The organism is Bradyrhizobium sp. 6(2017) (assembly GCF_011058295.2).
Taxonomy (GTDB): Bacteria; Pseudomonadota; Alphaproteobacteria; order Rhizobiales; family Xanthobacteraceae; genus Bradyrhizobium; species Bradyrhizobium septentrionale.
In genome coordinates this window covers 3,686,966-3,713,113 of record NZ_CP049289.2, presented here as the reverse complement: position 1 = coordinate 3,713,113, position 26,148 = coordinate 3,686,966, and the positions used below count along the sequence as shown (strand labels likewise).

General features: G+C 62.8%; 20 protein-coding genes and 2 pseudogenes. 15 read left to right on the top strand and 7 right to left on the bottom strand.

Annotation, left to right across the window (positions count from 1 at the left end):
- Window positions 1-7: 7 nt before the first annotated feature.
- The 3 genes from G6P99_RS17235 to G6P99_RS17225 all read right to left on the bottom strand — a co-directional run bounded on the left by G6P99_RS17235 (window position 8) and on the right by G6P99_RS17225 (window position 3,526).
- Window positions 8-379: a hypothetical protein gene (locus G6P99_RS17235; RefSeq protein ID WP_029082321.1), complete on the bottom strand. Its 372-nt coding sequence runs from the start codon at window positions 377-379 to the stop codon at window positions 8-10.
- Window positions 366-1,163 (bottom strand): hypothetical protein, encoded by a 798-nt coding sequence (locus G6P99_RS17230; RefSeq protein ID WP_029082322.1) that lies wholly within the window; start codon window positions 1,161-1,163, stop codon window positions 366-368. The genes G6P99_RS17235 and G6P99_RS17230 overlap by 14 nt, the downstream gene beginning before the upstream one ends.
- Before the next feature lie 233 nt (window positions 1,164-1,396).
- Window positions 1,397-3,526, bottom strand: a complete 2,130-nt coding sequence (locus tag G6P99_RS17225) for an acetate--CoA ligase family protein (protein WP_165128779.1) — start codon at window positions 3,524-3,526, stop codon at window positions 1,397-1,399.
- Between the two features lie 216 nt (window positions 3,527-3,742).
- Between G6P99_RS17225 and G6P99_RS17220 the strand changes: the two genes are divergently transcribed.
- The 5 genes and pseudogenes from G6P99_RS17220 to G6P99_RS17200 form a co-directional block, all read left to right on the top strand.
- Entirely contained in the window at window positions 3,743-4,438 is a 696-nt protein-coding gene (locus G6P99_RS17220) for a GntR family transcriptional regulator (RefSeq protein WP_051346457.1), read from the top strand.
- Between the two features lie 72 nt (window positions 4,439-4,510).
- Window positions 4,511-6,244, top strand: a complete 1,734-nt coding sequence (oxc, locus tag G6P99_RS17215) for an oxalyl-CoA decarboxylase (RefSeq protein ID WP_029082325.1) — start codon at window positions 4,511-4,513, stop codon at window positions 6,242-6,244.
- Between the two features lie 65 nt (window positions 6,245-6,309).
- Complete coding sequence (frc, locus tag G6P99_RS17210; protein ID WP_029082326.1) at window positions 6,310-7,587, top strand: formyl-CoA transferase; 1,278 nt, start codon at window positions 6,310-6,312, stop codon at window positions 7,585-7,587.
- A 250-nt stretch (window positions 7,588-7,837) separates the two neighbouring features.
- Window positions 7,838-9,625 carry an adenylate/guanylate cyclase domain-containing protein gene (locus G6P99_RS17205; RefSeq protein WP_029082327.1) on the top strand — a complete coding sequence of 596 codons (1,788 nt, stop codon included), beginning with the start codon at window positions 7,838-7,840 and terminating at the stop codon, window positions 9,623-9,625.
- 27 nt (window positions 9,626-9,652) lie between these two features.
- Window positions 9,653-9,886, top strand: a pseudogene (locus G6P99_RS17200) (formyl-CoA transferase); the annotation flags it as partial.
- Window positions 9,887-10,018: 132 nt separating this feature from the next.
- Here the strand turns inward: G6P99_RS17200 and G6P99_RS17195 are convergent.
- The 3 genes and pseudogenes from G6P99_RS17195 to G6P99_RS17185 form a co-directional block, all read right to left on the bottom strand.
- Window positions 10,019-12,622 (bottom strand): MASE1 domain-containing protein, encoded by a 2,604-nt coding sequence (locus G6P99_RS17195; protein ID WP_029082329.1) that lies wholly within the window; start codon window positions 12,620-12,622, stop codon window positions 10,019-10,021.
- A 280-nt stretch (window positions 12,623-12,902) separates the two neighbouring features.
- The gene (locus G6P99_RS17190) at window positions 12,903-13,463 is read right to left on the bottom strand and encodes a GNAT family N-acetyltransferase (protein ID WP_084518534.1); all 561 of its coding nucleotides are present in this window, start codon (window positions 13,461-13,463) and stop codon (window positions 12,903-12,905) included.
- Between the two features lie 115 nt (window positions 13,464-13,578).
- Window positions 13,579-13,758: pseudogene (locus tag G6P99_RS17185) on the bottom strand (helix-turn-helix domain-containing protein); the annotation flags it as partial.
- Between G6P99_RS17185 and G6P99_RS17180 the strand changes: the two are divergent.
- The 6 genes from G6P99_RS17180 to G6P99_RS17155 all read left to right on the top strand — a co-directional run bounded on the left by G6P99_RS17180 (window position 13,696) and on the right by G6P99_RS17155 (window position 20,107).
- On the top strand, window positions 13,696-14,085 hold the full coding sequence (locus G6P99_RS17180) for a DUF2147 domain-containing protein (RefSeq protein ID WP_156928702.1): 390 nt from the start codon (window positions 13,696-13,698) through the stop codon (window positions 14,083-14,085). The pseudogene G6P99_RS17185 and the gene G6P99_RS17180 sit on opposite strands and share 63 nt — an antisense overlap.
- Entirely contained in the window at window positions 14,082-15,371 is a 1,290-nt protein-coding gene (oxlT, locus tag G6P99_RS17175; protein ID WP_165128777.1) for an oxalate/formate MFS antiporter, read from the top strand. Before G6P99_RS17180 ends, oxlT (G6P99_RS17175) begins: the two co-directional genes overlap by 4 nt.
- A 246-nt stretch (window positions 15,372-15,617) precedes the next feature.
- The gene (gene oxlT, locus G6P99_RS17170; protein WP_029082331.1) at window positions 15,618-16,934 is read left to right on the top strand and encodes an oxalate/formate MFS antiporter; all 1,317 of its coding nucleotides are present in this window, start codon (window positions 15,618-15,620) and stop codon (window positions 16,932-16,934) included.
- A 281-nt stretch (window positions 16,935-17,215) separates the two neighbouring features.
- Entirely contained in the window at window positions 17,216-17,650 is a 435-nt protein-coding gene (locus tag G6P99_RS17165) for a CBS domain-containing protein (protein ID WP_029082332.1), read from the top strand.
- A 345-nt stretch (window positions 17,651-17,995) separates the two neighbouring features.
- Window positions 17,996-18,991 carry an NAD(P)H-dependent flavin oxidoreductase gene (locus G6P99_RS17160; RefSeq protein ID WP_029082333.1) on the top strand — a complete coding sequence of 332 codons (996 nt, stop codon included), beginning with the start codon at window positions 17,996-17,998 and terminating at the stop codon, window positions 18,989-18,991.
- A gap of 147 nt (window positions 18,992-19,138) precedes the next feature.
- The gene (locus G6P99_RS17155; RefSeq protein ID WP_029082334.1) at window positions 19,139-20,107 is read left to right on the top strand and encodes a zinc-binding dehydrogenase; all 969 of its coding nucleotides are present in this window, start codon (window positions 19,139-19,141) and stop codon (window positions 20,105-20,107) included.
- Between the two features lie 227 nt (window positions 20,108-20,334).
- Here the strand turns inward: G6P99_RS17155 and G6P99_RS17150 are convergent, their stop codons facing one another.
- On the bottom strand, window positions 20,335-20,829 hold the full coding sequence (locus G6P99_RS17150) for a septal ring lytic transglycosylase RlpA family protein (protein WP_029082335.1): 495 nt from the start codon (window positions 20,827-20,829) through the stop codon (window positions 20,335-20,337).
- A gap of 300 nt (window positions 20,830-21,129) precedes the next feature.
- Here G6P99_RS17150 and G6P99_RS17145 point away from each other — a divergent pair, with 300 nt between their 5' ends.
- From G6P99_RS17145 to G6P99_RS17130, 4 genes are all read left to right on the top strand, one after another.
- Window positions 21,130-21,393 carry a zinc-binding dehydrogenase gene (locus G6P99_RS17145; RefSeq protein ID WP_029082336.1) on the top strand — a complete coding sequence of 88 codons (264 nt, stop codon included), beginning with the start codon at window positions 21,130-21,132 and terminating at the stop codon, window positions 21,391-21,393.
- Window positions 21,390-21,890 carry a hypothetical protein gene (locus tag G6P99_RS17140; RefSeq protein ID WP_246709557.1) on the top strand — a complete coding sequence of 167 codons (501 nt, stop codon included), beginning with the start codon at window positions 21,390-21,392 and terminating at the stop codon, window positions 21,888-21,890. The genes G6P99_RS17145 and G6P99_RS17140 overlap by 4 nt, the downstream gene beginning before the upstream one ends.
- A 349-nt stretch (window positions 21,891-22,239) precedes the next feature.
- Window positions 22,240-23,628, top strand: a complete 1,389-nt coding sequence (locus G6P99_RS17135; protein ID WP_029082337.1) for a cation-efflux pump — start codon at window positions 22,240-22,242, stop codon at window positions 23,626-23,628.
- Between the two features lie 193 nt (window positions 23,629-23,821).
- A complete protein-coding gene (locus G6P99_RS17130) occupies window positions 23,822-26,143 on the top strand; it encodes a PAS domain-containing sensor histidine kinase (protein WP_029082338.1) in 2,322 nt (773 codons plus the stop codon).
- Window positions 26,144-26,148: the final 5 nt, after the last annotated feature.

The following is a 26,148-nucleotide window of genomic DNA, read 5'->3' as shown; positions in this document are numbered from 1 at the left end:
CTTCAGGTCATCCAGTGTGAAAAGACGGTGCAGCCACGCCGACGAGTAGCGCAAGCGCCGCAATCATGGCGCAACATGACAGGCGCAATCCCGCCCGTCCGTCACGCCACCATTCCGGCAGCACCTGAAACAGTGCAGGCAGGAACAGGAACAGCACGCCGCCTACGACAACGACCGTTGTCCAGCGCAGCTCGAGCAGGGCGAATGCCAGCGTGCCGGCGAGCAACATCAACCACAAGATCGTCGTCACCGTCACCGGCAGAACGGCGCGTCCGCGCAGCGGATACATCCCGGCCAGCTGTAGGAAGCCGATACAGCACACGCTCCACAGCAGGCCGAACCAGGCGAGGCCTGCGAGATTGGGTTCAAGCTGCGGCATGCGGCACCGATTGCTCCTTCACCGCGACCCGCGGCGTCCTCGCCGTCCGTCGCATGTCGGTCTTCACGTAGCGCGTGCTGTAGCCGTTGAAGATGTGGCCGAGCAGGCCGCGATTGAGATCGGAGGTGCCCAACAAGCAGTCCATCACCGGGAAGGTCAGATTCATATTCCGCTCCATCATGATCGACTGGTTGTGATGGGCGGTATGATGCCGGCGGATGGTGTTGACGAAAGGCATGTTGCGCACGAAGGCATTATCCTCGACGTGGCAGCAGAAGTGCATGAATTCGTAGATCAGGTACATCGACGTGGTCGTGGTGATCAGCAGCCAACCGATATTCGCCGAGATCACGAGACCGGCGACGATCGCCGGCGGGATCGACATCAGGGTAAACACCACCAGCGCATAGGGCGGGAAGAAGGTGACGCGCCAGTCGTGATGATCGGCGAAGCGCATCTCCTCCTCGGTGAAGAACTGATGGTGCATCAGCGTGTGGCGGCTGTAGATCGCGCGCAGCAGCGGCACGTTCGACGGCCTGTGCATGACGAAGCGATGCACCGCCCATTCGAAGAAGTTTGCAATCAGGAAGACCGCCGGAATGGTGAGGTATTCCCACCACTTCACGTCATGCACATTGGCCAGGTAGACGTACAGCGCGGTGAAGCCGATCGTGTAGATCAGCACGACGTGCAGCCAGCCATTGTACCAGCCCACCACGCGCTCGCGGTAGGTCGCGCGATATTTGCGCTGGCGGTCGGTCATCCCTGTTGCAGCCAATTCCATCGTGGTCCTCCCATCGTGCCTCATCTGACATATCAGTAGCACATCAGATGCGAAAGGCAAGCGCGGAACCCGCGCAAGACGGAGCAGGAAAGCCTGGGCTGGTTTCGAACGATCAGGCTGATGCCGCCCTTTCCCGCTCACCTCAGCGGCTGGGCTCGGACGGGGCTAACCTAATAAAAAGGCCGCCCCGGACGATGTCCGAGGCGGCCTGTGGTCTTCGATGGATCAGACGATCAGAGCAGGCCCGCGCCGCGCGCCCACTTGTACTTGGCGCCCAGCACCTCGACCGGCAGCTCGGTCGAATAGGCGTAGGCCGGAATGCCGTTCTGGTAGAGATATTCGGCAGCTTCCTCGACCTCGACGTCGCCGGCGAGCGAGGCGACCATCGGCTTCACGAAGCCCTTGGCCTCCATCTCCTTCTTCACCTCGACCATGTTGCGCGCGAACACCATCGGCGGGGTGACGATGGTGTGCCAGTAGCCGAGGATCAGCGCGTGGATGCGCTCATCCGACAGGCCGAGCTTCACCGTGTTGACATAGGTGATCGGCGGCTCGCCGCCGGTGATATCCACAGGATTTCCGGCCGCGCCGAACGGCGGGATGAACTTGCGGAACGCCGCATCGAGATCCGGCGGCATCTGCATCAGCGACAGGCCGTTGTCGACCACGGAGTCGGAGAGTAGCACGCCGGAGCCACCGGCACCGGTGATGATCAGCACGTTCTCGCCCTTCGGCGTCGGCAGCACCGGCACGCCGCGGGCGAATTCCAGCAGCTGCCGCAGGCTGCGGGCCCGGATCACGCCGGACTGTTTGAACACGTCCTCGTAGATCTTGTCGTTACCGGCGAGCGCGCCGGTGTGTGACGAGGCAGCCTTGGCGCCAGCCGAGGTGCGGCCGGCCTTGAGCACGACCACCGGCTTCTTCTTGGAGACGCGCTTGGCGGCCTCCGCAAAGGCGCGGCCGTCCTTCAGGTCCTCGCAGTGCTGCGCGATCAGGTTGGTGTTGGGATCCTGCTCGAAGAAGGCGAGCAGATCGTCCTCGTCGATATCGGACTTGTTGCCGAGGCCGACGATCGCCGACACGCCCATCTTGGCCGAGCGCGAGAAGCCGATGATCGCCATGCCGATGCCGCCCGACTGCGACGACAGCGCGGCGTGGCCCTTGACGTCATAGGCGGTGCAGAACGTCGCGCACAGATTGGCCGGAGTATAATAGAAGCCGTAGATGTTCGGCCCCATCAGGCGGATATTGTACTTCTTGCCGACCTCGACGATCTCGGCCTGCAGCTCGGGCGCGCCGGCCTCGGCAAAGCCCGACGGAATCAGCACCGCACCGGGGATTTTCTTCTCGCCGCATTCCGCGAGCGCGCCGGCCACGAATTTCGCGGGGATCGCGAACACCGCCGTGTCGATCACGCCGGGGACGTCCTTGACGCTCTTGTAGGCCTTGTAGCCGAGGATTTCCTCGGCCTTGGGGTGGATCGGATAGATCTCGCCCTTGTAGCCGCCGTTGATGAGGTTCTTCATCACGGAGTTGCCGATCTTGCCGTCCTCGGCGGAGGCGCCGATCACGGCCACGCCCTTCGGCTGCATGATGCGGCTCATCGCCGCGACGATCTCCTCGGTCGGACGCGGCGCCGGGCGCGGCTTGTAGTCGAAGTCGACGACGATGCGGACGTCGGCCGCTATCGCGTTCTTGCTGGTGGCGAACACCGGATTGAGGTCGAGCTCGACGATTTCGGGGAAATCGCTGACCAGCTGCGACACCTTGACGATGACGTCGGCCAGCGCCTCGCGATTGACCGGCTCGCCGCCGCGTACGCCCTTCAGCATCTCATGGGCCTGGATGCCGTCGAGCATCGACAGCGCATCGTCCTTGGTTGCGGGCGCGAGGCGGAAGGTGATGTCCTTGAGGATTTCGACCAGCACGCCGCCGAGGCCGAAGGCGACCAGCTTGCCGAACGAGCCGTCGGTGATCGAGCCGACGATCACCTCGGTGCCGCCGCCGAGCATCTGCTGGACCTGGATGCCGTCGATCTTGGCATCGGCCTTATATTTCTTGGCGTTAGCGAGAATGGTCTCGTAGCTCTTCTCGGCGTCCGCGGCGCTCTTGACGCCGACCACCACGCCGCCCGCCTCGGTCTTGTGGAGGATGTCGGGCGAGACGATCTTCATCACGACCGGGAAACCCATGTCGGAAGCGATCCGGGCGGCCTCGGCCGCCGACTTGGCAACGCCTTCCTTCGGCACCGGAATGCCGTAGGCATCGCACACCACCTTGCCTTCGGGCGCGGTGAGACTCGTGCGCTTGTCGGCCTTGACCGCATCGAGAATTTTGCGGACCGCATCCTTAGAATTTGACATTGGCTTCCTCCTGGGACAGATTTCGTGGCATTTGGTATGCCAAAAACGTAATTGTCAAGGTCGCTTGATGTCGAAAAATATCGAAAAATATAGGCAGCTTGACATCCTGGTATTTGGCATGCCAAAAATCTAGGGTATTTCTTCTGCTAAGAAGACGTCTCCAAGAGGAGGAGACGAGTCGTGCCAGAACCGAAACAGACCAAGGCGTCACCCAACATGGCTGACACAGATATCGCCATCGTCCGGATCGCGCCGGAGACGAGCTTCAAGAACAAGGCCTATGAGGCCTTGAAGGAAGCGATCCTGAAGATGGACATCTACGCGACGCCGGAGCCGGTGATGCTCGACGAACGCGCATTGTCCGAGCGTCTCGGCGTCAGTCGCACGCCGATCCGCGAAGCGATCGCGATGCTCGAGCAGGACGGCTTCGTGAAGACCGTGCCGCGCCGCGGCATCGTGGTGGTCCGCCGCACCAAGGCGGAGATCGTCGACATGATCCGCGCCTGGGCGGCGCTGGAGAGCATGGCGGCGCGCCTGATCACGACCACCGCGCGCAAGAAGGACATCTCGTCGCTGCGCGACTTCTTCAAGGACTTCAGCGACGATCGCCTGCCGCAGGATCACGTCGAGGAATATTCCAAGGCCAACATCGCCTTCCACCAGGCGCTGATCTCGCTGTCGGAATCACCTGTGCTGGTCGACCTTACCAATGACCTGCTGCTGCATGTGCGCGGCTATCGCCAGCTCACGATCGGCCGCAAGGACCGCACCGCGACCTCGCTGCCCGAGCATCTCGGGATCATCGAGGCACTTGAGGCGCGCGACACCGAACTCGCGGAAAAGCGCGCCCGCGATCACACGCTTGGCTTGGCGGCTTACGTCGAGGCGCACGGCCAGGAACTGTTCACCTAAGACTTAGAGTTCACACACGCTTCAGACGACATTCAGATCGTCCGAACAAGAACGACCAGGGAGACGATGCCGATGCTGAATACCGCTACGAAGTCCGAGGCACCGGGCACCGAGCAAGAGCTGACCGATGGCTTCCATCTCGTCATCGACGCGCTCAAGCTCAACGGCATCGACACCGTCTATGGTGTGCCGGGTATCCCGATCACGGACCTGGGCCGCATGGCCCAGGCGGCGGGCATTCGCGTGCTCTCGTTCCGCCACGAGCAGAACGCCGGCTATGCGGCATCGATCGCCGGCTTCCTGACCAAGCGTCCCGGCGTCTGCCTCACGGTCTCGGCGCCCGGCTTCCTCAACGGCCTCACGGCGCTGGCCCACGCCACCACCAACTGCTTCCCGATGATCCTGGTCTCCGGCTCGTCCGAGCGCGAGATCGTCGACCTGCAGCAGGGCGACTATGAGGAGATGGACCAGCTCGCGATCGCCAAGCCGCTGTGCAAGGCGGCGTTCCGCGTGCTGCACGCCCAGGACATCGGCATTGGGCTCGCGCGCGCGATTCGCGCCGCGGTGTCGGGCCGCCCCGGCGGCGTCTATCTCGACCTGCCCGCAAAACTGTTCTCGCAGGTGATGAACGCCGACGCCGGCCAGAAGTCGCTGGTCAAGGTGATCGACGCGGCGCCGGAGCAGATCCCCTCCCCGTCATCCGTCAAGCGCGCGCTCGACGTGCTCAAGAGCGCAAAGCGTCCGCTGATCATCCTCGGCAAGGGCGCGGCCTATGCCCAGGCCGACGAGGCGATCAAGAACTTCGTCGAGAAGAGCGGCGTGCCGTTCCTGCCGATGAGCATGGCCAAGGGCCTGCTGCCCGACCTGCATCCGCAATGCGCAGGTGCGGCGCGCTCGACCGTGCTGAAGGACGCCGACGTCGTGATGCTGATCGGCGCCCGGCTCAACTGGCTGCTCTCGCACGGCAAGGGCAAGACCTGGGGCGAGGCCCCGAAGAAATTCATCCAGGTCGACATCGAGCCGAAGGAAATGGATTCCAACGTCGAGATCGTCGCCCCCGTGGTCGGCGATATCGGCTCCTGCGTATCCGCGTTCCTCGACGCGATGGGCGCGAACTGGTCGGCCGCGCCGAGCGACTGGCTCGCCACGGTCGCGAAGAAGCGTGACGACAACGTCGCCAAGATGGCGCCGAAGCTGATGAGCAACGCCTCCCCGATGGATTATCACGGTGCGCTCGGCGCGCTGCGCGCCATCATCGCGGAACGCCCGGACACCATCTTCGTCAACGAGGGCGCCAACACGCTCGACCTCGCCCGCGGCGTCGTCGACATGCACAAGCCGCGCAAGCGGCTCGACGTCGGCACCTGGGGCGTGATGGGCATCGGCATGGGCTATTCGATCGCGGCTGCGGTCGAGACCGGCCTGCCCGTGCTCGCGGTCGAAGGCGACAGCGCCTTTGGTTTTTCGGGCATGGAGGTCGAGACCATCTGCCGCTACAAGCTGCCGATCTGCGTCGTGATCTTCAACAATGACGGCATCTATCGCGGCACCGACGTCAACGTTGCCGGCGACGATCCGGCGACCACCGTGTTCGTCAAGGGCTCGCGCTACGACAAGATGATGGAAGCGTTCGGCGGCGTCGGCGTCAACGCCACCTCCCCCGACGAGCTGAAGCGCGCCGTCAATGCGGCGCTGGATTCCGGCAAGCCGACGCTGATCAACGCAGTGATTGATCCGGCGGCGGGCTCGGAGAGCGGCCGCATCGGCAACCTCAATCCTCAGAGCGTGCTGCAGAAGAAGAAGTAAGCCACCCCTTCAACCCATTTTCCCTGCGGGTGCAGGGGTAGACCAGAGTACACGGAGCAAACGATATGACCAAGGCGCTCAAGGGCGTTCGCATTCTCGATTTCACCCACGTCCAGTCGGGTCCGACCTGCACGCAGTTGCTGGCCTGGTTCGGCGCCGACGTGATCAAGGTCGAGCGTCCCGGCGTCGGCGACATCACGCGCGGCCAGCTGCAGGACATCCCGAACGTGGACAGCCTGTATTTCACCATGCTGAACCACAACAAGCGCTCGATCACGCTCGACACCAAGAACCCGAAGGGCAAGGAAGTGTTGACCGCGCTGATCAAGCAGTGCGACGTGCTGGTCGAGAATTTCGGCCCCGGCGTGCTCGATCGCATGGGCTTCCCCTGGGAGAAGATCCACGCCATCAACCCGAAGATGATCGTCGCCTCGATCAAGGGTTTCGGCCCCGGCCCGTATGAGGACTGCAAGGTCTACGAGAACGTCGCCCAGTGCACCGGCGGCGCCGCCTCGACCACCGGCTTCCGCGACGGCCTGCCGCTGGTCACCGGCGCGCAGATCGGCGACAGCGGTACCGGGCTGCATCTCGCGCTCGGCATCGTCACCGCGCTCTATCAGCGCACCCACTCCGGCCAGGGCCAGCGCGTCACCGCGGCGATGCAGGACGGCGTGCTCAACCTCGCCCGCGTCAAGCTGCGCGACCAGCAGCGCCTCGCCCACGGCCCGCTCAAGGAATACAGCCAGTTCGGCGAAGGCATTCCGTTCGGCGACGCGGTGCCGCGCGCCGGCAACGATTCCGGCGGTGGCCAGCCCGGCCGCATCCTGAAGTGCAAGGGCTGGGAGACCGACCCGAACGCCTACATCTACTTCATCACCCAGGCCCCGGTCTGGGAGAAGATCTGCGACGTGATCGGCGAGCCGACCTGGAAGACCGATCCGAACTACGCCAAGCCGCCGGCTCGCCTGCCGCGCCTCAACGAGATCTTCGGTCGCATCGAACAGTGGACGATGACGAAGACAAAATTCGAGGCGATGGAGATCCTCAACAAGGATGACATTCCCTGCGGCCCGATCCTCTCGATGAAGGAGATCGCAGAAGACCAGTCGCTGCGCGCGACCGGCACCGTGGTCGAGGTCGATCACCCGACCCGCGGCAAGTACATCTCGGTCGGCAACCCGATCAAGCTGTCGGATTCGCCGAGCGAGGTCGCGCGTTCGCCGCTGCTCGGCGAGCACACCGACGAGATCCTGCGCGAGGTGCTCGGCTTCTCCGACCACCAGGTCGCCGAGATCCACAATTCCGGCGCGCTCGATCCGCCGCGCAAGCAGGCGGCGGAGTAACGGCTGCACTTAATCAAATCGACAAATGGCCGCGGGCAACCGCGGCCATTTTTGTTTGGAGAACGGAAACGCGGTGGCGCGGTGCCGACGGATCGTCCGCTCTCCTTCGGTACCGGACACCAATGAGATTGAGCGCATTTTCCGCTGTTGGTCCGGAAGCGGACGAAAGCCCGGCTGCCGTCACGATCGGGCGTGTTGGCAGCGCAGTTCAATTATCCTACAAAGGGTCGGCGAAGGGACTTGCAGATCAATGGTGCAAGAGCAGCCAGGCCGGGTCGGACGCAGGTTATCGGCGATATTGGCGGCCGACGTGGTCGGCTACTCGCGGTTGATGGGCCTCGATGAAGTCGGCACGGCCCGTACCCTCCGTGAACACCGCACCGTAACGGACGCGATCGTGGCAAGACATGGCGGCCGCATTGTCAAGACCACGGGCGACGGACTGTTGCTTGAGTTTCCCTCCGTGGTCGATGCGGTTGAGTGCGCGATTACCGTACAGGCCGCGATGGCAGAGCGGAACGGCGGTATCCCACAGGACCGGCGTATGCTGCTCAGGATCGGGATCAATCTCGGCGACATCCTGATCGAAGGCGACGACATTCTCGGTGACGGCGTCAACGTCGCCGCAAGGCTTGAGAGCATTGCCGAACCAGGCGGCATCTGCATCTCATCCTCCGCCTACGAGCAGGTTCGAGGCAAGATCGACGTCGAATTCACCGATTTGGGTGAGCAGAACCTCAAGAATATTGCGCGTCCAGTAAGGGCCTACGCCGTGGCCCGGGATGGATTTCGCCCCGGTGCGCGCGACAGCGCGGCAACGCAGAACCGGCCATTCGCACCTCATTTGTCCATCGTGGTGCTGCCGTTTGCGAATATCGGCGGCAATCCCGAGCAGGACTATTTTGTCGATGGCGTAACCGAGAGCCTGACGACGGACCTGTCGCGTATCAACGGAGCGCTCGTCATTGCCCGCAACACCGCGTTCACCTTCAAGAACAAGGCGGTACCCGTGAAACAGATCGGGCAGGAGTTGAACGTTCGCTATGTACTTGAAGGCTCGATGCAACGAAGCGGCAACCGGCTTCGAGTCAACGTTCAGCTGATCGATGCTGAAACTGGCAATCACCTCTGGGCGGAACGGTTCGACAAACCCGAGGCTGATCTGTTCGATATGCAGGACGAAATCGTATCGAGACTCGCCAATACCCTGGACATCGAGCTCGTCGAAGCCGAGGCGCGACGGTCTGAACGCGCCCAGCATCCGGATGCGATGGACTTGTATTTTCAAGGCAGAGCCTGTTGGCACAGGGGGCTTACCAACGACAATCTGGCCCGGTCGCGCAGCTTTCTCGAGCGCGCCCTGGCACTCGACCCCGGCAACATCAACGCACTCGTCGGTATGGCTAACATTGACGCGACGGTCGGCCTCGCGTTTTTGAGCGACGACCGTGCAGCGCGCCTCGCGGCTGCCGAGGCGGAGTTGGTGAACGCGCTCAAGATCGTCCCGCAGCACGCCTTTGCGCACAAGGTTCTGGGCCTCCTGCAAGTCTCGACGAAGCGCGCCACCCAAGGCATCGCACATTTGCAGCAGGCGCTGGCAATCGATCGAAATTCAGCCGACGCGCACGCCTTCATTGGCAACGCCAAATATCTTCTGGGCCGCGGTTTGGAGACGGAAGCGCATGTCAATGAAGCGCTTCGCCTGTCTCCTCGCGATAGCTTCGCGGGCTATTGGAGGGCGTTTGTCGGCTTCTCCAGGATTCAGCTCAGTGCCTACGACGAAGCGATTGAATGGCTCAGGCATGGTCTGAAAGACAACTACAATTATCCGCTGGCGCATTTCCATCTGGCCGCCGCTCTGGCCCTGCTGGGCTCGCTGGGCGAAGCACGACAGGCGGCGCAGGACGGACTTGCACTCGATCCGACCTTTACCATCCAAAGGTTGCGCGCCAACGTGCCGAGCGACAATCCGGTTTATCTTGCCGGACGCGAACGCCTCTACGAAGGCATGCGCTTGTCCGGAGTGCCGGAGGCATAAAGTCTGCCCGGAGTCAGGCCGCTGCCGCTGCGCGCGACCGGCACCGTGGTCGAGGTCGATCATCCGACCCGCGGCAGGTACATCCCGGTCGGCAACCCCATCAAGCTGTCGGATTCGCCGAGCGAGGTCGCGCGTTCGCCGCTGCTGGGCGAGCACACCGACGAGATCCTGCGCGAGGTGCTCGGCTTCTCCGATCACCAGGTCGCCGAGGTCCACGATTCCGGCGCGCTCGATCCGCCGCGCAAGCAGGCGGCGGAGTAACGGCTGCACTCAGTCAAACGACAAATGGCCGCGGGCAACCGCGGCCATTTTTGTTTGGGCTGGTTGCCCGCTCTCCGCGTCGATAGCGGACCTCAATGAGATCGACGCCTCCGCCCGCGATGGTGCAACCAGTCAACTTCTGCGCACGGCGTCAGTCGTGCCTGACGCCAAGGGTATGCCGGACGATCGCGCTGATCTCGGCGGCGCAAGATCCTGGATAAAATCTCTCAGTGCCTCGGTATCGAACGGCTTGCGAAGTATTCTTAGACTTGCCGGAGCTGCTTTTGCGGCATCGCTGTAACCGGTTGTAAGGGCTATCGGCAAACCGGGATACCGCGACCGAACTTCTCTCGCGAGCCCGACGCCATCGATGGTCCCCGGCATGACGATATCGCTGAAGACGAGATCGATCTTTGTACCGGTATCGAGCAATTTCAATGCCGCTTCGGCTGAATCTCGATAGATGGTTTCATAGCCCAGATGCTCGAACAGCGAGGATGTCACATCCGCCACTTCGGGGCTGTCGTCGACAACGAGAACCGTCTGCCGCTGCGGCTGCCTTGGCTTTGCCCGGGCAGCGGCGAGCTCCTTGCTGGTGATTTGCTCGTCTGCACAGGACGGCAAATAGATTGTAATCGTTGTTCCCTGTCCAACCTTGCTGTCCGCCGTCACCGTTCCGCCCGCCTGGTGTGCAAAACCATAAACCTGGGACAAACCGAGCCCGGTCCCCTTGCCGACCTCTTTGGTCGTGAAAAATGGATCGAACATCTTGGACAGAAGATTCGGCGGAATACCGGTGCCCGTATCGCCAAGCGTTATCGCAAAGAAGGCCTTCCCACGGCGATCGCCGCCGGTGTCCTGATCTGCGGTCACCGCGTGGACGGATAACGTGAATGTGCCGCCGCTTGTCATTGCGTCTCGCGCATTGACGGCGATGTTGACGATCGCAAGTTCCAGTTCGGCGAGGTCCACCTTGACCGGCGAAACACCGTCGCCAACGTTCTCGTTGTACACGATGTTGCCGCGCAGCGAGCTCTCGATCATGGTCCGCATGTTCTTGATGGACGCATGGAGATCAACGACCGTCGGGCTGAGATGCTGGTGACGGGAGAATGTCAACAACTGGCGCGTGAGACTTTCGCCGCGTTTGGCTGCGGTTTGTATCGCTTCGATTGCTTTTGGCAGTTTTGGATCAAGCAGGCGTTGAAATATCTGGGCACTGCCTCCGATGATCATCAATAGATTGTTGAAGTCGTGTGCGATCCCGCCGGTCAGCTTGCCGATGGCCTCCATTTTCTGGGACATCGCGAGCTGTTCGCGCGCCTGGACCAGCTTCTCCTCGGCGTCGCGTCGCTCCGTCGCGTCGCGCAGGATACTGATGAAACCGATCAGATTTCCTGCGTCATCACGGCTCGAGGAGACCGAGCCGGTGATGAAAAACGGCGTGCCATTCTTTCTGATACGCCAACCCTCTACGTCGTACTTGCCTCCTTGGATTGCCGACTCCAGCGCGTGTGTCGGTGAACCCGCGCGGCGTTCATCCGGCCGATAAAATATCCCGAAGTGCTTGCCGATGATTTCTTCCGAAGTGTAACCGGTGATCTTTTGAGCGGTGCTATTCCAACTCGTAACGTGTCCTTCTCTATCAAGCGCAAAAATTGCATAGTCGACAACGCCCTCGATAAGGGTTTGGAAGTGCCGTCTGATGTTGTCGAGCGCCAAGGCCTTGCGTTCAAGCTGACTGCTCAGTTCGCCCTGGACGGAAAGCAAATGGGCTTCCCTGGTCTGGCGCGTCGCGATTGCCGCGGCCAGGGCAAGAGGAGGCGCCGATACGCTGATCGAAAGCACGAGCAGGGATAGCAGAGCTCCATTCGGATCCATTTTCGGAAATGGATCATTCCCCGCCGAGAATCCCCACACGGCCACTCCGATGAAAATCAACGCAGCCGTCGCCACGGTGCATCGACCGCCGCGCAGGCCGGCCCAGATCAAGGGCAGCAAGACCAGAAAGCCCAGAAGGCTCCGATGCGGCAGCAACACGTCGAGGTCGTTGCTGACGAGGTCGCTCCCGATGAGCGGGCTGTAAGCAACGAGCCCGATGATACCCGCGAGGGCAGCGACCGCGATCGATGCCAACAGGTTCCATTTGGAGAAAATGCGTAAGGGCATCGTCGCCCAGAGCACGATTACCGGAGCAATCACCAGGGCCGCAGCAGCGTCCGCGAGCCACCAGGTCAACCCGGCGACGACGGAATCGGACAAGCTCGATTCGTTGGCGAGCGTGACGCCGGCCAAGGCGATGGTTGAACTGATTATCGTGGTCGGCGCAAAGCAAATGATCGCAAACTTTGCGACACCCGACGGGGTGGCAAACGTCTGGCCACCGTTCGACCAGCGGCCGATCAGCCATGTCCCGGTAAATGCAGCAAGCAGGCTGCCGATCCCGGCGGCGCCGAACTCCAGGAGCGATCGGTCGGCCATGAGGCAAGGAGAGACGGCCCCCACCAGGATCGCGGGCCAGATCCGGTAGCCGCGCAGCAGCACCAGCGCGAGCGCAAGCCCGGTTGGTGGCCATAGCGGTGTCGCGGTTGGATTGATTGCAGGAAGCAATCGCGCGGATTCGGCAAGGCCGCCATAAATCGCGGCAATGATCAGGATTTCGGCCGCGTAGGTGGCAACGCTCCGCGCGTCGCCAAAAGCGAAAATCTTGGCCTTGGCGAACCCTGCCCTTTCCATCGCGAGCCTTTGCAGTGGGCATCTCAAGAATGCGGATGCAGTTTTGACCAAAACATGGCCGCACGATCGTGCGTAGAAAGGCGCCAGGCAACTTCCGGACGGGGGGCCATCGGACAGTACCATTGACCTAACAGCGGCGGTACACAAGGCGCAGCGGCATCCGGAATACGAATCGGCCCGATCCCGCTGCGTGTCGGTGGGATCATCAGCAATCATTTTCCCGGTTGGCGCAAGAACTCTCGCTGCCGCTTTAATGACCGCTTCGGATCAGAAGCGGACCTTAGCGCCACGATGAGACCTTGCTCGTCTGCTGTTCACACCGTGCGGCCGCGCAGATCGAGCAGTTGATTTGGCCATCGCGCGTCAGTTCTGCGTACATGCTTCCCCGATAAACCAGAGTGTTTGGTGTCCCGTCCGGCTCGATGAAGTGCGTGGCATTCTGCATCAGCCTGTAACCGCTCCCCTGGTAGATGCGAGGCTCATAGGCAAACAGGATCGAGAAAGCGATTTGCCGCTTCGCGAGATGCTCATGCGCACGCCGAACCAGAAGGCGGCTGTAACCATTTCGCCTGCGATCGGGGGCAACGGCAATTCCACCGAGCATCCCGATCTCGACATTCGCGCTTCCGATTTTCACCTCGCGCGCATAGAGACCCAAATGGCCGACGACCATTGGCCCGTCACGAAGGATCAACGCGATTTCCGGGGCGCCGACTGCCCGATAATAGTCTCCCTCATTGGGACCATCTTCGGGGAAGGCATCCCTGAGCAGCACGAGGACTCCGGGCGCGAGATCACCACCGCCAAGATCATCCGGTCGAACCTCCAACAGCTCAATCATTGGCCAAGCTCTCGGTCGAACAATTCCGGGAGTTTAACGCGTATCCCGGACTTCCGCTGAGGGTCACGTGATCGCGCTTCGGTTTGTTCCCCTCACCGCCATCAGCGTCACCCTCATCGCCCGGCACATACTCCAGGATATCCCCGGGCCGGCAGTCCAGTTCGCGGCAGATCGCCGACAGCGTCGAGAAGCGCATTGCCTTGGCCTTGCCGGTCTTCAGGATCGACAGGTTCTGGATCGAAATGCCCGTCGGTTCCGCGACGCCAACGACCCGGCCGGCGTCTGGCTGACTCAGTCCGGCGACGCCCCGATCAAGGTCCACCGCTGCGGCAGCGCGCTGTGCGGCCGGGTCGTCTGGCTGAAGGAGCCGACCGACAAGGCCACCGACAAGCCGCAGCTCGACGACAAGAATGCCGATCCCGCGCAGCGGACCCGACCGGTGATGGAGATGCCGCTCTTCATCAACATGCAGCCCGCACGCCTGAACAGATGGGCCGGCAGGATCTACAACGCCGGTGACGGCAAGACCTATGAGAGCTCGGAGACGCTGGTCTCGTCGGGCACGCTGAATGTTCGCGGCTGCATGGGAACGCTGTGCGCCGGCGAAGACTGGACGCGGTGAAGGGAATTGGCCCCGCCCCTTCATCGGCGGCCGCGCGTGTCAGCGACACATATCGTTGGACGCAACTCGCGATCGGCGTCGCCGCGATGGTGATGATCGCAAACTATCAATACGGGTGGACGTTCTTCGTCCCCGACATCCAGAAGAAGTTTGGATGGGATCGCGCATCGATCCAGTGGGCCTTTACGCTCTTTGTGCTGTTCGAGACCTGGTTGGTGCCGATCGAGGGCTGGTTCGTCGATAAATACGGTCCGCGCATCGTCGTCCTGGTCGGCGGCATCCTCTGCGCGATCGGATGGGCGATCAACGCGCAGGCGACCTCGTTGAACGGCTACTATCTCGGCATGATCGTCGCCGGCATCGGCGCCGGCGGTGTCTACGGCACCTGCGTCGGCAATGCGCTGAAATGGTTTCCCGACAAGCGCGGACTTGCCGCCGGCATCACCGCCGCCGGCTTCGGCGCAGGCTCGGCGCTCACGGTCGCGCCGATCCAGGCGATGATCAAGGACTCCGGCTTCCAGACCACCTTCCTCTATTTCGGTCTCGGCCAGGGCATCATCATCGTGCTGCTCTCCTTCTTCCTGCTGGCGCCGAAGGCCGGACAGGTGCCGGCGGTCGTGGCCAATGCCAACATCATCCAGACCCGGCGCAACTATCAGCCGACCGAAGTGCTGCGGCAGCCGATTTTCTGGCTAATGTACTTCATGTTCGTGATCGTCGGCGCCGGCGGGTTGATGGTGACGGCGAACCTGAAGCCGATCGCGGTCGACTGGAAGGTCGACAGCGTGCCGGTGACGCTGATGGCGGTGACCATGACGGCCGTGACCTTCGCGGCGACCATCGACCGCGTCCTCAACGGCCTGACGCGTCCGTTCTTCGGCTGGATCTCCGACATGATCGGCCGCGAGAACACGATGTTCATCGCCTTCGGCATGGAAGGCTTCGGCATCTGGATGCTCTACCTCTGGGGACACGATCCGGTGTGGTTCGTGCTGCTCTCGGGCTTCGTGTTCTTTGCCTGGGGCGAGATCTACTCGCTGTTCCCCTCGACCTGCACCGACACGTTCGGCAGCAAGTTCGCCACCACCAATGCGGGGCTGCTCTACACCGCGAAAGGCACGGCGGCGCTGCTGGTGCCGATCGCCAACTACATGCAGCAGTCGTCGGGCAGTTGGGACAGCGTGTTCATCATCGCGGCAGGCGCCAACATCCTCGCCTCGCTGCTCGCGATCGCGCTGCTCAAACCGTGGCGAAAGATCGTGGTCGCGAAATCGGCTATGGCCTGAACAACGACCTCACTCCTGCCAACGAAAGCGCCCGGCCAAAAGCCGGGCGTTTTCGTTTCTTCCAGGACGTTTTCGAGCGAAATGGACGCCGGTTCCGGCGCTCCGTATGCCAGATTTGCTGCGACGCAGCAGAAAGATGGGCTTGCTTTCTGGAATATAGTATACCAACTTCCGCGAGCGCTTGCGACGATACGCCACAATAATTGCGACACTCGGTCACAAGACCAGCGCGCTCGGGAGGACTTGATGGTTTCCAGCAATACTGCCGTCACACAAGATCAACCTTCGTCCAGTGGCTTCCGCTGGCTGCAGCTCGTGATGGGCATCGTCTGCATGGCGATGATCGCGAACCTGCAATACGGCTGGACGCTGTTCGTCGACCCGATCGACGGCACGCATCATTGGGGCCGCGCGGCGATCCAGTTCGCCTTCACGATCTTCGTGGTGACCGAGACCTGGCTGGTGCCGGTCGAGGCCTGGTTCGTCGACAAATACGGCCCGCGGATCGTCATCATGTTCGGCGGCGTCATGATCACGCTGTCCTGGGTACTGAACTCGTACGCTGATTCACTCACCATGCTCTACGCCGCGGCGGTGATCGGCGGCATCGGCGCCGGCTCGGTGTACGGCACCTGTGTCGGCAATGCGCTGAAATGGTTTCCCGATCGCCGCGGCCTTGCCGCGGGCGCAACGGCCGCAGGGTTCGGCGCCGGCGCGGCGCTGACCGTGGTGCCGATCGCCAACATGATCGCCTCGAGCGGCTATCAGGCCGCGTTCTTCGATTTCGGCATCGGGCAAGGCCTGATCGTGTTCCTGCTCGCCTTCTTCATCCAGAAGCCTGCGGTCACGATCCCGCCGAAGAAGAAGCAGCTCAATCTGCCGCAGACCAAGATCGACTTCACGCCGCCGCAAGTGCTGCGCAGCCCGATCTTCTGGGTGATGTATCTGGTGTTCGTGATGGTCGCCTCCGGCGGCCTGATGGCGGCGGCGCAGATCGCGCCGATCGCGCACGACTACAAGATCGCCAACACGCCGGTGACGCTCGCCGGCTTCCAGATGGCGGCGCTGACCTTTGCGATCTCGCTCGACCGCATCTTCGACGGTTTCGGACGGCCGTTCTTCGGTTGGGTCTCCGACAATATCGGCCGCGAGCACACCATGTTCATCGCGTTCGGTACCGGCGCGCTGATGCTGCTGACGCTCTCCACCTGGGGCCACAACCCGCTGGTGTTCGTGCTGGCAACCGCGGTCTATTTCGGCGTGTTCGGCGAGATCTACTCGCTATTCCCCGCGACCTGCGGCGACACCTTCGGCTCGAAGTTCGCGACCACCAACAACGGCATGCTGTACACGGCAAAGGGCACCGCCGCGCTCTTGGTGCCGGCCGCCAGCATCGTCGCCGCCAGCTATGGTTGGCAGGCGGTGTTCGTGATCGCGGTCGCGCTCAATGCCACCGCGGCGCTGATGGCGCTGTTCGTGGTCAAGCCGATGCGCCGCGCCTTCATCCACGGCAACGAGGCTGCCGCCGCGACCGAAACCGCGACGAGCGCCAAGACCGCTTGATGTGACGGCCTGATTTGACGGGCCTGATTTCGAGACTTCCTCCCGAACTGACAGAGGCGCACTTCGGTGCGCCTCTTTCTTTTGGCGCAGTCAGGCATGCCAGATACCAATGAGCCGAGGCAGCCGAAGGTCCGGTCACTCATCGCAGCTCATAATCGTCCGAAATGTCAGCGTCCCTGCCTATTTCAGCGATTTCTTGGTGGTAGATTTCTGCAATGGCTGCGTTGACAATTGGTATTTTGTATACCAGAATCCTGTCAACGATTACCAAGGAGGTTGCCATGCAAGTCGGAGATATCCTGCGCAAGAAAACCCCTCGCGTCGCCACGGTTCGCATGAACGAGACGGTTGCGATCGCCGCGCAACTGATGCGCGCCAGCAATATCAGCGCGCTGGTGGTCAAGGATGTCGTTCGCACCGAAGGCAACACCGCAGTCGGCATGTTCACCGAGCGAGACGTGGTGCGCGCGGTCGCCGAGCACGGCGCAGCCGGCGCCAGCATGAAGGTGTCGCAGTTCGTCTCGGTGCAGCAGCTGGTGTCGTGCACCTCGAGCGACACGCTCGAGCACATCCGTCATCTCATGACCAAGCACCACATCCGCCACGTGCCGGTGATCGACAATTACAGCCTGATCGGCGTCGTCAGCATGCGCGACATCGCAGCCGCGTTCGACGAGGAAACCGCCGCGTCGATGAAACAGGCTGTGCCGGCGTAACGCGCATCATCTTGCCTTGCTCGCAACAGAGCGTTTTCGAGCGAAGTGGGTACCGGTTCGCGTGAAGAAAACGCGTCAAGAAGAATCGAGAGCTCCGTTCCGATTCAATCGGAACGGAAATAGCTCGAGGCGCTGCGTGTCGAACATCAGCGCCTGAGCAATTGACCGAAAGCCTCGAGCCCGCCCTCACCTGACCGCTGCGCGCCCCTTCATTTCCGCATGGGCGCGGCGCCGGCGGCCGGTAGACATTTGCCTGTCAGGACTGCATCCTTCCGCTCGACATCAAAAACAAACCGTGCGCAGCCGTCCGCGTCGCGGAAAATTCCAGCGGAAACCGAGGGCAGAATGATCAAGACACGTTTCACCGAGATGTTCGGCGTCGACCACCCGATCGTGCAGGGCGGCATGCAATGGGTCGGGCGCGCGGAGCTCGTTGCCGCGGTCGCCAATGCCGGCGCGCTCGGCATGATCACCGCGCTGACCCAGCCGACGCCGGACGATCTGCGCAAGGAGATCGCGCGCTGCCGCGAGCTGACCGACAAGCCGTTCGGCGTCAACCTGACCATCCTGCCCGCGATCAAGCCGCCGCCCTATGCCGAGTACCGCCAGGCCATCATCGAGAGCGGCATCAAGATCGTCGAGACCGCCGGCAACAAGCCGCAAGAACATGTCGACGAGTTCAAGAAGCACGGCGTCAAGGTGCTGCACAAATGCACCAGCGTCCGCCACGCGCTGTCCGCCGAGCGGATGGGCGCCGACGCGATCTCGATCGACGGTTTTGAATGCGCCGGACATCCCGGCGAGGACGACACGCCCGGCCTGATCCTAATCCCGGCCGCCGCCGACAAGGTGAAGATCCCGATGATCGCCTCCGGCGGTTTTGGTGACGCACGCGGCCTGGTTGCCGCGCTGGCGCTCGGCGCCGAAGGCATCAACATGGGCACGCGCTTCATGTGCACCAAGGAGAGCCCGATCCATCAGCTCGTCAAGGAACGCATCGTCGCCAATGACGAGCGCGAGACCGAGCTGATCTTCCGCACCATGCGCAACACCTCGCGCGTCGCCAGGAATGCGATCTCGACCAAGGTCGTGCAGATGGAGAAGGAAGGCGCGAAGTTCGAGGACGTCCGCGAGCTGGTCGCCGGCGCCCGCGGCAAGATGGTCTATTCGACCGGCGATGCCGACGAGGGCATCTGGTCGGCCGGCCAGGTGCAGGGCCTGATCCACGACATCCCGACCTGCGGCGAACTGATCTCGCGCATCGTCCACGAGGCGGAAGCGATCATCCGCGAGCGGCTCGAAGTCATGATGTCCGGCGGCAAGCGCCAGGCGGCGGAATAGGCGTCCAGTAGTGATCCGTCACCCTGAGGAGCGCGAAGCGCGTCTCGAAGGGTCGACGGCCACCGGCCGGGCCGTGCATCCTTCGAGACGCCGCTTCGCGCTCCTCAGGATGACGGAATTAATCTCACGCAAGCCAGGAACAATCCCATGAAAGCCTATGTGTACGGCGCAAACGGCCCCGAGATATCAGACGTCGCAAAACCCGTGCCGAAGGGCACCCAGGTGCTGGTGAAAGTCCATGCCTGCGGGCTGAACCGCGCCGATCTCGGCATGACCAAGGGCCACGTCCATGGCGCCTCCGGCGGCGTCGGCACCGTGCTCGGCATGGAATGGGCCGGCGAGGTCGCCGAGCTCGGACCGGACGCCAAGGGCGTCAAGGTCGGCGACAAGATCATGGGCTCCGGCGGCGCGGCGTTCGCCGAGTACACGCTCGCCGATCACGGAAGGCTGTTCCGCAACCCCTCGAACATGAATTTCGACGAGGCCGCCACCCTGCCCGTCGCGCTCGCCACCATGCACAACGCCGTCGTTACCAACGGCGCGCTGCAGCCGGGCCAGACCGTGCTGATCCAGGGCGCGAGCTCCGGCGTCGGCCTGATGGCGATGCAGATCGCCAAACTCAAGGGCGCCAAGCTCGTGGTCGGATCCTCGACCGATCCGATGCGGCGCGGGCGCTTGAAGGAATTCGGCGCCGATCTCGCGGTCGATTCCAGGGATCCCGGCTGGGTCGATCAGGTGTTGCAGGCGACCTCCGGCGAAGGCGTCGATTTGATCGTCGATCAGGTCTCAGGACCGGTCGCCAACCAGAATCTCAAGGCCACCAAGGTCAAGGGCCGCATCGTCAATGTCGGCCGGCTCGGCGGCACCCATGGCGACTTCAACTTCGACCTGCACGCGGCGCGCCGCATCCAGTATATCGGCGTCACCTTCCGCACCCGCTCGATCGAGGAAATCCGCGAGATCTTCGACGAGGTGCGCAAGGACATCTGGCCCGCGGTCGAGTCGCGAAAACTGCAGCTGCCGATCGACCAGGTCTACAAATTCGCCGACATCGGCAAGGCGTTCGCGCACATGGAAGCCAACAACCACCTCGGCAAGATCGTGGTGACGCTGTAGGTGCGGAGGGCGGATTAGCGCAGCGCAATCCGCCATCCTTCTCTCGGATACGACGGCGGGTTACGCCGGAGCATGTCATCGGGCCGCGCTTCGCGCGGACCCGGTGGACTAACCCGCCTAGGCACGCTAAGCGCGGATGAGTTGGCGAAGCGCAATCCGGCGCGACGGCTGGAGCTGAGCATTCCCACTTCCAGAGAGCTGTGCCCTGGCTCTTTCGCGTTCGACCTTCAGCCGGCCGGTCCGGGAATCCAATAATCGCCCGCAAGCGGGCTAACTTTTACGTCGCTAATGACTCCGAGCTCCAGGCTCGGATCGAAATAGCGCATCGTTCGCTCATTGAGGTCAATGATACGACCAGGCCGTAGTGGCCCCACATCATTTATCTTGACGATGACCTTCTTGCCTACAGCCTCGACGAGGGCATATTTCGGCCTCGCGCCGAATTGGACCCCACCAAACTTCCGACGCAAACTTGTCCTGATGGCAGCCGCCCAGACCGAGCAATCATGGCGCTCGCCGGAGGCAGTGCTCGGTCCGCCCTCCTCCTTGCCGGGCTTGAACGGATTGTACATGGATGCCGCGCCAACGATCGCATCCCCACGAGCGGCATTGACGACATCGCTTGAATGAACCGCACCGATTTCACTTCCAGCAGCGGTGCCAACAATGGCGAGCGCAACTACGGCGCCGCAAACTGCGGCGCTCGAGCCGAACAGCATCATAACTCCTTGACTGATTTTTCGATCGTTCGGTTCCCGATTCCGCAAAACAGGGTCAAGCGAACGCGGAGGCGTTAACTCGTGCCAATTCTTTGCGGATTCGTGCCAATTCCGGCGACGGAACCAGTGTGGGAACCGGGCGCGGTCCCACGCAGTGTTTTTAATTCTCGCCCGTCTAAGACAGAGATTGCGTCAGCAACATGACTGAACAGAACCTCTTCGACGACGCGTGAATAGCATATCGGCGTCACCTTCCGCGCCCGCTCGATCGAGCAGATCCGCGAGATCTTCGACAAGGTACGCGTGGACATTTGGCCCACGGATGCGGCGCGCAAGCTGCGGCTGGTGATCGACCAGGTCTACAAACTCGCAGACATCGGCAAGGCGTTCGACCACATGGAAGCCGACAATCACCGCGGCAAGATCGTGGCAACGCTGCAGCTTGTCCGCCACCGCACAGAAACGTTTGAAAACAAAGCCCTGACGCGACGTTTCGTCAGGCATCTGCTAACTTGGAGCGTCGCCCGGATGGCATCGCCATCCGATTTGGGAGGTAAACAGCCATGAGAGCCTCGTTCCGCTTGAACCAGATCGTCTCGGACAAAGCCGTCTTCAACAAGGTCGCCGCGACCACATCGATTGCAATTCTTCTGTGCGGCCCCGGCGGCGTGGCACCTTCAAACGCCGCAACGCCTGCGGGCGATCGCTCCACATCGCTCCCCAACATCACGGTCGAAGCGCCGAGGCAAGTCACTTCTCCACATAGACCGAGCAAACGCGCAGCTGTCCACCGTGCCCCCTCCGCTCGGTCGTCGACGATCTCGACGAGTTGCATCGATGGTTGCGTATCCAGCTTCAGGTCGGGCGACCGGCCCTGGGTCGGCTGCTCCGTTTCCGGTCAATACGCCTACTCGACGACATGCAGAAACCCCGCCAACTTCAAGAACTACAACCAATGCCTCGAGGCCGGCCTGAACGCAGGCTGGCGCAGCGTCGAAGCTTCCTGGTATTGCCACAGCCTCGCTGCGTCAAACAGCTATAGCGAAAACAAGACTCGCCAGTGAACTCGAACTGCTCCACGCGCGGCCACCATCTCGACGGTGGTGGATCGTGAGTGGTGATCGCATTCGAGCGCAAAGCACCGGGGTCCAAACTCGACCCCAGCGCGTAAGATGGGTAGAGCGCAGCGAAACCCATCCTCTCACGGCGCGGTCACTTGCAGAGCGCGGGGGAAACGCGCCGCGAGAACGAGGATTGATGTCCGAATGACGCCAATGAACCTGCGCAACGCGCCTGCTGGATTCGGAATAGTTCGCAACAACTCCGCGATCCAGTTTGCTGTTGCAAGTGAGTGGCGATTGCGCGTGACTGACGACACTTGATGTTCACAGTCGGCCTGCTACACCGCCGCCCATGAGCTCTTCAAACACCAGCGCACCCTCCACCAAGACCTCCGTCGCCGCGATCTCGATCCTCGCCAGCGGCACCATGGCCGTTGCAAAATTCGTCGTCGGCATTGCCATCGGATCGCTGGCGCTGATCTCCGAGGCGCTGCATTCGACGATCGACCTGGTCGCCACCATCATCACCTGGGCGGTGGTGCGGGTATCGGACCAGCCGGCCGACGCCGAGCATCATTACGGCCACGGCAAGTTCGAGAGCGTCTCGGCGCTCTTCATCATCGCCCTGCTCTACGTGCTGGCCGGCGGCATCCTGGTCCAGGCCTATAGCCATCTGCGCGAGGGCGCGCCGCCGCCGTCGATCTCGGCTGTCCCCTTCATCGTCCTGGTCATCGATATCGGCGTCAATCTGTGGCGCGCCCGCGCGCTGCACCGCGCCGCGCGCGACACCAAGAGCCAGGCGCTGGCCGCCGACGCGCTGCATTTCGCCTCCGACGTGATGGGATCGACCGCCGTCATCGTCGGCCTCGTGCTGGCGGGCTTCGGCTTCTGGTGGGGCGACGCTGCGGCCGCGATCGCGGTCGCCGTGATGATTGCGCTGTTGGGCCTGCGCATGGCGCGGGAGACGGTCGAGACCCTGCTCGACCGCGCGCCCGAAGGCGCGCTGGAAAAGGCGACTACCGCCATCAAGGCGGTGCCTGGCGTCGTCGACGTCGATCGCCTGCGGGTCCGCATGGTCGGTGCCACCCATTTCATCGATGCCATCGCCAAGGTGCCGCGCACCTATCCGATCGACCGCGTCGAGGACATCAAGCGCAGGGCGCAGCAGGCGATGACCAAGACGTTCGGCGACGCCGACCTCACCTTCACCGCGGTGCCGGTGGCGCGCGACAATGAGAGCGTGCGCGAGCGCATCATGGTGATCGCGCGCAATTCCGGCCTCGCCATCCATCATGTCACCGTGCACAATATCGGCGGCAGGTTGATCGTCGGCATCGACCTCGAAGTCGACAGCGACATGGCGCTGGTCGCCGCGCACGACATCGCCCACGGGCTCGAGCGCGCGATCCGCGAGGATTTTGGCGAGGACGTCGAGGTCGACACCCATATCGAGCCGCTCGAGCCGGAACTGCCGTGGGGAACCGACGCCGCGCCCGACCGCGTCGAGGTCATCAGGACCGCGTTGACCGGCTATGCCGCTGGCGGCGCGATCCATGACATCCACAATGTGCGGGTCCGCAACACCGACGCCGGCGAGATCGTCAACTTCCATTGTCGCGCCGCACCCGCGATGAGTGTGATCAAGGTGCACGAAAGCGTCGACGAGATCGAACGCAAGCTGCGCCGCGCGTTCCCCACCGTGAAACGTGTGATCAGTCACGCAGAACCGACGCGCGCGTAATTCTACGGAGCCGTTCCTGTTTCGGACTCAGTTTGCGCGCACTGATTCTGATTTGGACAAGAATTATTTCGCATTAACGAATCGTTGACTCTCGACAGTCCGGGAAATCTGGATTCAAATCATCATGATTCGGATGCCTCGTGGGGAGCATCCGAACCGGGTAAAAAATCAGCTTAGAGCGGGGGTCTAGGGCATGGCGCGCGCGCATGCAGCGAACGCGTGCGTCCAATCCGATTCGATCAAGGGATTGGCGCAGTCGATCGCAAAACCGGCCTATCACAGGCTCCTGACGGCCGAGCCTGCACTGCGCCGCGCTGTGCCTACTCTCATCATCGCCTTCCTCATCACGATCTGCCTCGGCGCCTTCGTCCAGGTGATCGACCAGACCCGGCAGAAGCGCGGCGCGATGAAGCGCGACCTCGCCGCGCTGTCCGACATCCTCGCCGAACGTCTCGATCGCCTGACTTCGGTGCGTCGCGAGCGGCTCGTCAACATCGAGCGGATGCAGGAGCTCTTGCCGGACCTGATTCCGTCCTGGGGCATCGCCTACGGCCGCCACGTCATCATCACCGGCGCCGATCACCGCGTGCTGGCGCGCGTGCCGATCGATAGCGCCGGCGAGAACGACCGCATCCTCGACATCGTCTCCACCGCGCAGCTGATGATCGCGCCGGGCCAGCAGGGGACGGTCAATGACATGACGTTGCCGGGCGGCACCGGCGCGCTGGCGATCTCGCAGCTCGTCAAGTCGCTGCCCGGCCAGGTCGTCGTCATCCAGGAGATGAACGAGCCGATCTGGGGATCGGACGCAGCGCTCTCGATAACGTTGTCGGCGACCACGAGCTTCGTGGTGCTGATCCTCGGCTTCGCCTTCCACTGGCAATCGACCCGCGCCCGCGAGGGCGACCTGATCAACGACGCCGTGCGCGGCCGGATCGACACCGCGCTTAATCGCGGCCGCTGCGGATTGTGGGACTGGGACCTGTCGCGCGGCAGGATCTTCTGGTCGCAGTCGATGTTCACCCTGCTCGGCCTCGACACCCGCAACGACCTCCTCACCTTCGGCGAGGTCAACGCGCTCGTGAACTCCGACGACATCAACCTGTTCGACATCGCCGAGCAGCTGATCTCGGGCAAGATCGATCACATCGACCAGAGCTTCCGCATGCGGCATGTCGGCGGCCACTGGATCTGGCTCCGCGTGCGCTGCGAGCTCAGCCACGCCGCGGCGGACAGCGGCCTGCATCTGATCGGCATCGCGATCGACGTCACCGAGCAGAAGAGCCTCGCGGAAAAGTCGGTCGAAGCCGACCTCCGGCTGCGCGACGCGATCGAGACCATTCCGGAGGCCTTCGTGCTCTGGGACGCCGAGGACCGCCTCGTGCTCTGCAACTCGCACTTCCAGCGGCTGCACAAGCTGCCGGACTCGGCCGTCAGCCCCGGCACCTCCTACGAGACCGTGATCGAAGTCGGCAGCATGCCCGAGGTGCGCACCCGCCTGCACGAGAGCGGCGTGCCGGCGCCCGGCGCGCGCACCTTCGAGGCCCAGCTCGACGACGGCAGCTGGCTGCATATCAGCGAACGCCGCACCAAGGACGGCGGCTACGTCTCGGTCGGCACCGACATCACCCGCATCAAGGCGCACGAGCAGAAGCTGGTCGACAACGATCTGCGCCTGCGCGCCACCGTGATCGACCTGCAGCGCTCGCAATCCGAGCTGGAGCGGCAGGCGGTCGAGCTCGCCGACCTCGCCGAGAAATATTCGCAGGAAAAGACCCGCGCCGAGGACGCCAACGCCGCGAAGTCGAAGTTCCTCGCCAATATGAGCCATGAGCTGCGCACGCCGCTCAACGCCATCATCGGCTTCTCCGAGATCATGGGCAGCGGACTGTTCGGCACGCTCGGCTCGGACAAATACCAAGAGTACTGCCACGACATCCTGACATCGGGGAAATACCTGCTCGAGGTCATCAACGACATCCTCGACATGTCGAGGATCGAGGCCGGCCGCATGAAGTTCGACATGGAGCCGCTCGACCTCTCGGGCATCCTCGCCGAGTCGCTGCGGGTGGTCTCAGGCCGCGCCGAGCACAAGGGACTGTCGCTGGAATCAGAGATCGAAAGCACGATCTCGGTTGTCGCCGACCGCCGTGCCGTCAAGCAGATCATCGTCAACCTGCTCTCCAACGCCGTGAAGTTCACGCCGGACCACGGCCGCGTGCTGGTGCGCGGCCAGATGCTCGATGACTCGATCGTGCTCCTGATCGCCGACAGCGGCATCGGCATCGCGCCGGAATCGCTGCGCCGGCTCGGCAAGCCGTTCGAGCAGGTCGAGAGCCAGCTCACCAAGAGCTACCAGGGCTCGGGCCTCGGGCTTGCGATCGCGCGCTCGCTCACCAACCTGCACGGCGGCTCGATGCGGCTGCGCTCCAGGCTCGGCGTCGGCACCGTCGTCCGTATCACGCTGCCGCGCGATCCGCGCACCCTGCAGAGCAAGCTGCCGGAAGCGGCGTAAGCTCC